This is a genomic window from Paenibacillus sp. O199, from assembly GCF_001636635.1.
GTDB lineage: Bacteria > Bacillota > Bacilli > Paenibacillales > Paenibacillaceae > Paenibacillus > Paenibacillus marchantiae.
Window position 1 is genome coordinate 297,714 of record NZ_LGRP01000005.1, and the last position, 7,074, is coordinate 304,787.

Sequence of the window (7,074 nt, forward strand, 5' to 3'; positions counted from 1 at the left end):
AGGTCAATAAGTCTTGCGTACTTTTTAGGTAACAACGTACGTAAAAAACTAAGGACACTAGATCGTCCTGCTTTTTTGAAGCAGCCTACGAGAAGGTGTGTTTTTTGATGGATGCCAGTTCATGAACTTCTCTGTTCTTCCGACACTCTGTGCCTATGTGCATGGATTGATCTTAAGAAGATGGAGAGGTTTTTTTATGTTGAACGAAGAAAAAGCAGTCGTTGTATTCAGCGGCGGTCAGGACAGTACAACTTGTTTGTTCTGGGCCAAACAGCAATTTGCCGAGGTTGAAGTGGTTACCTTCGATTACGGCCAGCGTCACAAGCTGGAGATTGAATGCGCCGCAGAGATCGCTCGCGATCTGAGTGTACAGCAAACGGTACTGGACATGAGTTTGTTAAACCAACTCGCGCCTAATGCACTCACCCGTACGGATATGGAGATTACGCATGAAGAAGGCGAACTGCCAAGTACGTTTGTCGATGGACGGAATTTGCTGTTCCTCAGTTTTGCAGCCATTATGGCGAAGCAAAAAGGGGCTCGTCACCTCGTCACAGGTGTATGCGAAACGGATTTCAGCGGATACCCGGATTGTCGGGATTCGTTTGTAAAGTCGATGAATGTTACGCTGAATCTATCGATGGACTACCCATTTGTCATTCACACCCCACTGATGTGGCTGGACAAAGCCCAGACGTGGAAAATGGCGGATGAGCTCGGTGCCTTCGATTATGTGCGGGAGCGCACACTGACCTGTTATAACGGAATTATCGGCGATGGCTGCGGAGAATGTCCTGCCTGCAAACTGCGCAAAGCCGGACTGGATCGCTATCTGGAGCAACGCACGAATTCTGCTAGTGTTGGAACTGCGGGAGCGGATGTTTGATGAGAGAGCCTGGAACATTCCGTATTGTGGAGCGGTTGCAGCGGATTGGGGAAGATATCCTTCCTGCCCAGCTTCGCTATCATCGCAAACGTGTGCTTGTCAGCAAGGAGTTTACATTTGACGCTGCGCATCATCTGCATTGTTATGAAGGCAAGTGCAAGAACTTGCACGGACATACGTATAAAGTTGTTTTTGGCATTAGCGGTTACCCGGGTGAGACCGGACTGACGGTTGATTTTGGACATATCAAGGAGATATGGAAAACACAAATTGAAGGGTATTTGGATCATCAGTATTTGAATGAAACCCTTCCCCTCATGAACACAACAGCTGAAAATATGGTCGTCTGGTTGTTCGAGCAGATGGAACACGCCTTGCAAACCGAACCGTATGCAGCACTGACCGAGGGTGGTCGAACAGAGTTTGTCCGCTTATATGAGACACCGACCAGTTACGCTGAGGCCAGACGGGAGTGGATGATCGATGAGTAGCGTGGAACGTAGCAAAGAGGCTCGTATTCCTGTGATGGAGATCTTTGGCCCGACGGTTCAAGGTGAAGGCATGGTTATCGGGCAGAAAACGATGTTCGTCCGCACCGCGGGCTGCGATTATCGCTGTTCCTGGTGTGACTCGGCCTTTACTTGGGACGGCAGTGGCAAGGACCTGATTCGGATGATTACTCCGGAGGATGTGTGGGAGGAATTGCGTCGCGTTGGCGGCTCACGCTTCTCTCATGTGACCATCTCAGGCGGCAACCCTGCCCTGCTCGCTTCGCTGGGCGGATTGGTTAAGCTGCTTCGGGAGAACGGCATCCGCACCGCGGTAGAAACGCAGGGCTCTCGTTGGCAGTCTTGGCTGGCGGACATTGACGAAGTCACCGTCTCGCCCAAGCCTCCCAGCTCAGGCATGAACACCGACTGGGCTGTGCTGGATGATCTGATCCACCGACTGGCTGCTCGTCCGGTGGAACGAAGTCACAGTCTGAAGATCGTAATTTTCGATGAGACAGACTTGGACTATGCCCGCCGTGTGCATGCACGGTATCCGGGCACAGATTTATTTTTGCAAACCGGGAACCCGGATGTCACTTCTGCTGATACCCCAGATCTGGCGACTTCGCTGCTTGCCCGTTATGAGTGGCTGATTGATCAAGTCAGTGCATCCGATGATCTGAACGACGTTCGTGTGCTGCCACAGCTGCATACCCTTGTTTGGGGCAACAAACGCGGCGTCTGATGGGCTATTTGGATGGAATAATGGGCGGCATGATGTAATTTTGGGAACAACCAGAGGCTAAGATGGCCTATCATATATACCGGTAAGCTTCGTGCATCGCCGGAAATAAGGAGCGTTTACGAATCCATGAGACAACCTGATGAAATGCAAGATTTAACGTTGCTGGGTAACCAGGGCGTAAAATATACGTTTGAATATGACCCGGGAATTCTGGAGAATTTCGATAACAAACACCCGTACCGGGATTATTTTGTCAAATTCAACTGCCCGGAGTTCACCAGCCTGTGCCCGATCACGGGTCAGCCGGACTTTGCAACGATCTATATCAGCTATATTCCTGATGTGAAAATGGTGGAGAGCAAGTCACTTAAGCTGTACCTGTTCAGCTTCCGCAACCATGGTGATTTTCACGAGGATTGTGTGAACATCATTATGAACGACCTGATCAAGCTGATGGACCCACGCTTCATTGAAGTATGGGGCAAATTCACGCCGCGCGGCGGCATTTCCATCGATCCGTACACCAACTACGGCAAACCGGGTACGAAGTATGAGCAAATGGCTGAGCATCGCATGATGAATCATGATATGTATCCAGAGACGATTGATAATCGTTAATTGGGTAGACACACCAATTATGCTTTGTATAAAATTATAGAGCAAACAAAAGCCGAACACTTCTATCTGAAGAAGTTCGGCTTTTGTTTTTTTGTATGCTATGGAACGTGAGCGTTTGCAATAATTGTATGGATCGGACTCGCATTCAAGGGTTACTGTCTTCCTTCAGTTCTTTCACTTTTTTGATGTAATGTCTCAGCATAAGTACACCAATAGACTGAACAACCACAAAAAATCCGATAGCAAAGTACAGAGACGTAGAGGCAACATAGATAGTCAGAAAAGTCATGACTGCCATAAATAGAATGGTCATCGCCAAATTACGTTTGGCAAGAACATATGGTGATAGCGATTTCATATGGATCAGTCCTTTATCATTTCTGATTTAGTAGAACTTTAATAGTAGATTCTTTAAAGTATATCAATAGTTTACATTATAAAGAGAACGTTAATTTCTCCTGTTCCCCTTGTCGACCTTTCAAATCTGTCCTATTATGTAACAATATGCTTAGGCACATCACATCATCAGGCGCTGATCCCTCGTGACCGCGACCAAAGGAGAACTGTTCATGTCCATGCAAAATTCATTATCCAAAGACGCCGCTGCGCGTTCGAAAGCTCCACCCGGATTGGATGCTCAAGGTACCGTTTACCGGATCTTAATTGCCATCAGTCTGGTCCATTTATTCAACGATTCAATCCAATCTGTCATTCCAGCTATTTTTCCAATTCTGAAAGACTCCATGCATCTCACGTATACGCAGATCGGATGGATTTCGTTTGCTATTAACTTTACTGCTTCCATCATGCAGCCTGTTGTAGGCTGGTTTGCTGATAAAAAACCGACACCATCCATTCTGCCCATCGGTATGGGCTTTACGTTTACCGGTATGTTATTGCTTGCCTTCGCCGACAGTTATATGGCTGTCCTGATCTCTGTCATCTTTGTGGGTCTCGGTTCGGCGGCCTTCCATCCAGAGGGTTCACGGGTATCCCATATGGCCGCAGGGCCTCGTAGAGGTCTCGCTCAGTCAATCTTCCAGGTGGGCGGTAACGCCGGTCAATCCTTGGCACCATTGCTAACCAGATGGATTTTCATCCCTTTTGGGTTGTTCGGTGCCATCGGATTCACGGGCATTGCAGCTGCGGGAATCGCGGTTCAAATCTACATTGCTCGCTGGTATGGACGTATGCTGCAATCGGGAGGATATTTGCGCAGACAAGCTGCAGCTCGTCGTGCTCCCAATCCAGCATTACGTAAAAAGATTGCTGCTGCCATAACCATTTTGATTCTGCTCGTCTTTGTCCGTTCGTGGTATGTCGCTTCGATCGGCAGCTTCTATGCGTTTAACCTGAAGGATACATTTAACTTGTCCACAGAGGACGCACAGATCTATATCTTCCTGTTCCTGGCGGCTGGGGCTCTTGGTACGTTCTTTGGTGGTCCACTGGCGGATCGCTTCGGTAAACGTAACATGATCTTCCTGTCGATGGCCGGGGCCGCTCCACTGGCGCTTCTGCTGCCTTACGCCAATTTGTTCTGGACAGCCGTGTTGCTGAGTATTATTGGGTTCATCATGTTGTCCAGTTTCTCGGTGACCGTTGTGTATGCGCAAATGCTGATTCCAGGCAAAATCGGAACCGTCTCCGGCCTGATTACTGGTCTGGCATTTGGTATGGGCGGTCTGGGAGCACTCGTGCTGGGGAACTGGATCGACGTGTTCGGCGTATCTCCAGTTATGCAGATGTGCAGCTTCCTGCCACTGATCGGTATCTTCACCTTCCTGCTTCCATCGGATAAGTTGCTGAACCGCTGGGCTGAAGAGAACGGTAGCGAAGAATAAGGAATATATACATTCAGCCACTTGAAAAGGGGTTTTCGCCTCAATCTGGTTTAGTCACAACTCCTCAAGTAAGCAATAAAAAAAGATAAAAGCGGCGACCTTTTCCCGAAATTCCATCGGGGAGAGGTCGCCGCTTTGTGTAGAAATAGATTTTTAACGATATGTTCTGTATGTGAACATTATGAGAGAATATTTCCTCCATAGGGTATACTGCTGGATGTTCAAAGCTCTCGTAAACTATGTTGTTGCGGTTTAAAAGATCATAGAAACCTTGTTTGTTTAACATGTAAATTCATCTCTTCCAGTTAAGTTTTCTGTAACATTATTTCAAACGCTGAAGAATGAGCCGTTTTTTGTACAGCATTTTTCCGGCTTCGGCAACATCACGAATTGTATTTTTGTTGCTTACCGAACCGAATACCATACCGGCAATCGGAATAAGCTGAAACAGCTTTTTCCAACCAAACGATTCACTGTAGGAATTAAAAACCTCCCGCCAGCCCTGCATTTGAGAGATAACCTCAACCTGCTTGTCCGGATTATCGTAATCGGCGAGTTCATCCATTATTGCTTTTTTGCCCACAATATCGGCAGAGGAGAATTGCAGACATTTGACGATAAATATGCGCTCTTGAGGTTCGTCAGGATCATATCCGTAGCATAACGCCATCTCCTGCAGCACCTTCAGGGAAAGCCCCATCACCATCGGAATATCCGCCGCAATCGTTACAATGCCACCGATACCTGTTGCGGCCCCTTGTGCAGCAGCAAACCTCGTTCGACTGTCCGTAATGTTATCAGCAGTGCGATCCAATACTTCTAGCGGTAAACCTTCCACACTGTGGATTTTCGTCGTATCCTTTGCCTCTCCATCCTGTTCATCGTAAGAGGTATCGGCCTTCATGGAATAACCGGATTTGATCGCTTCCTCTTGGAGCAGCTCCGCCACCTTCTTTTTCTGGACAAGAAATTTCCCACCATTCTGCACATACTGACCAACTTCGTTCAGCGAGTCCCCAATCTTCTGTTTCAGCGCTTTGGGCATAACTTTATCCAACATGGCAAACGGCAAACGACCAATTTTGTCCCAAATAAACAAGTCCTTTTGCCCTTTTTCCCATTTTAAAATCTGTTCCAGCTCCCGGTCCAATGTCTCGCGTGAATCCATATATGGCCTCCTAATATTATGTGTATAGTGAATTGTATACTCCTCATACGCATTGGTCACGGGATGGTTGCTAATATGCAGACCCTCGTATCCGTCTTCAAGTCTTCCTTCTCAATGTGTACATAAGTAAAAGCCCCTAATCAGCATGGCTCGCTGACTAAGGGCTTACTATATTAAAACTTTAGCAGTATTATTATTTCGCTTCAGCCGCAGCCTTCCCATCTGGAACAGGGACTCCAAAGTCAGGTGTGCCATCTTCGTTCCAGCGAATAACCTGCGCGCGGGCGTGACGGTTTGGATCATAGAGAGGATCTCCCTCGATGTCCTTGTAGTTTCGTGCGTGATAGATCAGAATATCTGTTTTGCCGTCCGGTGATACCGTAAAGCTGTTGTGACCCGGACCATATTGACCATTCGCTTCACACGTTTGGAATACCGGCTTAGGCGATTTCATCCAGCTCGCTGGATCAAGCAAGTCGGCATCTTCATCCGCAGTGAGCAAACCCATACAATAATTATAGTCGGTCGCACTCGCTGAGTAACCAATGAAGATCCGCCCATTGCGATGCAACACTGCTGCCCCTTCGTTTACCTTGAAGCCGATGATCTCCCAATCATATTCCGGTGTAGAAATCATGACCTGCTCACCACGGAGAGTCCACGGATTTTCCATTTCGGCAATGTACAGGTTGGAGTTACCCGGAATGTCCGGGTCCTTTTGCGCCCATACCAAATAACGGGTACCTTTGTGTTCAAACGTCGTTGCATCCAAGGCAAACGTCTCCCAACGCGTCCGAATCTGTCCTTTCTCTACCCACGCGCCTTCGAGCGGGTTGGCCGAGTCATTTTCCAGCACATACATGCGGTGGTCGAAAAGGCCCTCATTGGTTTCGCTGGTATGGGCTGCAGCGTAATGTATGTACCATTTTCCATCGATAAAATGAATTTCAGGTGCCCAAATGTTGGCACTCATCGGTCCTGTATCATGTTTGTGCCACGCCGTTACCGGCTCGGCATCTCTCAACTCTTCCAGGGTTTGTGCACGCCGAATCTCAATCCGGTCAAAGGCTGGCAACGAAGCTGAGAAATAATAGTACCCGTCTGTGTGACGGTACACCCACGGATCAGCTCGCTGCTCCAGGATGGGATTGGTAAATGTAATGGAATCAGTCATGGGAATGCTCCCCTTTCAAATGTGTGTGTATGGCTCGGAGTGAATATTTGTAAACAGCTGATGGATAAAGTGCAAAAACTATTTTGCTGGTGCACCGCGGACGCTTCGGGGGTGGCAGGGCCTTGTCGCTCTCTTGTCCTCCGATTTC

The 7,074-nt window shown here is 48.0% G+C and carries 8 protein-coding genes; 5 read left to right on the forward strand and 3 right to left on the reverse strand.

Annotated features, from left to right (window positions below; genetic code table 11):
- Positions 1-199: 199 nt before the first annotated feature.
- The 4 genes from queC (at position 200) to queF (ending at position 2,740) form a co-directional block, all read left to right on the forward strand.
- Positions 200-886: a 7-cyano-7-deazaguanine synthase QueC gene (queC, locus tag A6049_RS10445; RefSeq protein ID WP_063564646.1), complete on the forward strand. Its 687-nt coding sequence runs from the start codon at positions 200-202 to the stop codon at positions 884-886.
- Positions 886-1,377, forward strand: a complete 492-nt coding sequence (gene queD / locus A6049_RS10450; RefSeq protein ID WP_063564568.1) for a 6-carboxytetrahydropterin synthase QueD — start codon at positions 886-888, stop codon at positions 1,375-1,377. Before queC ends, queD begins: the two co-directional genes overlap by 1 nt.
- The gene (queE, locus tag A6049_RS10455) at positions 1,370-2,122 is read left to right on the forward strand and encodes a 7-carboxy-7-deazaguanine synthase QueE (RefSeq protein WP_063564569.1); all 753 of its coding nucleotides are present in this window, start codon (positions 1,370-1,372) and stop codon (positions 2,120-2,122) included. The genes queD and queE overlap by 8 nt, the downstream gene beginning before the upstream one ends.
- 126 nt (positions 2,123-2,248) lie before the next feature.
- Positions 2,249-2,740, forward strand: a complete 492-nt coding sequence (gene queF / locus A6049_RS10460) for a preQ(1) synthase (RefSeq protein WP_063564570.1) — start codon at positions 2,249-2,251, stop codon at positions 2,738-2,740.
- A gap of 145 nt (positions 2,741-2,885) precedes the next feature.
- On the opposite strand, the gene A6049_RS10465 is transcribed toward queF, so the two are convergent.
- Positions 2,886-3,098, reverse strand: a complete 213-nt coding sequence (locus tag A6049_RS10465) for a hypothetical protein (RefSeq protein ID WP_063564571.1) — start codon at positions 3,096-3,098, stop codon at positions 2,886-2,888.
- A 217-nt stretch (positions 3,099-3,315) separates the two neighbouring features.
- Between A6049_RS10465 and A6049_RS10470 the strand changes: the two genes are divergently transcribed.
- Positions 3,316-4,584: an MFS transporter gene (locus tag A6049_RS10470; RefSeq protein WP_062324021.1), complete on the forward strand. Its 1,269-nt coding sequence runs from the start codon at positions 3,316-3,318 to the stop codon at positions 4,582-4,584.
- Between the two features lie 322 nt (positions 4,585-4,906).
- Here the strand turns inward: A6049_RS10470 and A6049_RS10480 are convergent, their stop codons facing one another.
- Both A6049_RS10480 and A6049_RS10485 read right to left on the reverse strand, forming a co-directional pair.
- Positions 4,907-5,752 carry an EcsC family protein gene (locus A6049_RS10480; protein WP_063564573.1) on the reverse strand — a complete coding sequence of 282 codons (846 nt, stop codon included), beginning with the start codon at positions 5,750-5,752 and terminating at the stop codon, positions 4,907-4,909.
- A 193-nt stretch (positions 5,753-5,945) separates the two neighbouring features.
- A complete protein-coding gene (locus tag A6049_RS10485; RefSeq protein WP_063564574.1) occupies positions 5,946-6,926 on the reverse strand; it encodes a glycoside hydrolase family 43 protein in 981 nt (326 codons plus the stop codon).
- Between the last annotated feature and the right edge of the window lie 148 nt (positions 6,927-7,074).

Bases quoted from the DNA above. Each gene is read 5' to 3' on its own strand.
- A6049_RS10485 (WP_063564574.1), bottom strand. From the start codon at position 6,926: ATGACTGATTCCATTACATTTACCAATCCCATCCTGGAGCAGCGAGCT.
- A6049_RS10480 (WP_063564573.1), bottom strand. From the start codon at position 5,752: ATGGATTCACGCGAGACATTGGACCGGGAGCTGGAACAGATTTTAAAA.
- A6049_RS10465 (WP_063564571.1), bottom strand. From the start codon at position 3,098: ATGAAATCGCTATCACCATATGTTCTTGCCAAACGTAATTTGGCGATG.
- queD (WP_063564568.1), top strand. From the start codon at position 886: ATGAGAGAGCCTGGAACATTCCGTATTGTGGAGCGGTTGCAGCGGATT.
- A6049_RS10470 (WP_062324021.1), top strand. From the start codon at position 3,316: ATGCAAAATTCATTATCCAAAGACGCCGCTGCGCGTTCGAAAGCTCCA.
- queE (WP_063564569.1), top strand. From the start codon at position 1,370: ATGAGTAGCGTGGAACGTAGCAAAGAGGCTCGTATTCCTGTGATGGAG.
- queF (WP_063564570.1), top strand. From the start codon at position 2,249: ATGAGACAACCTGATGAAATGCAAGATTTAACGTTGCTGGGTAACCAG.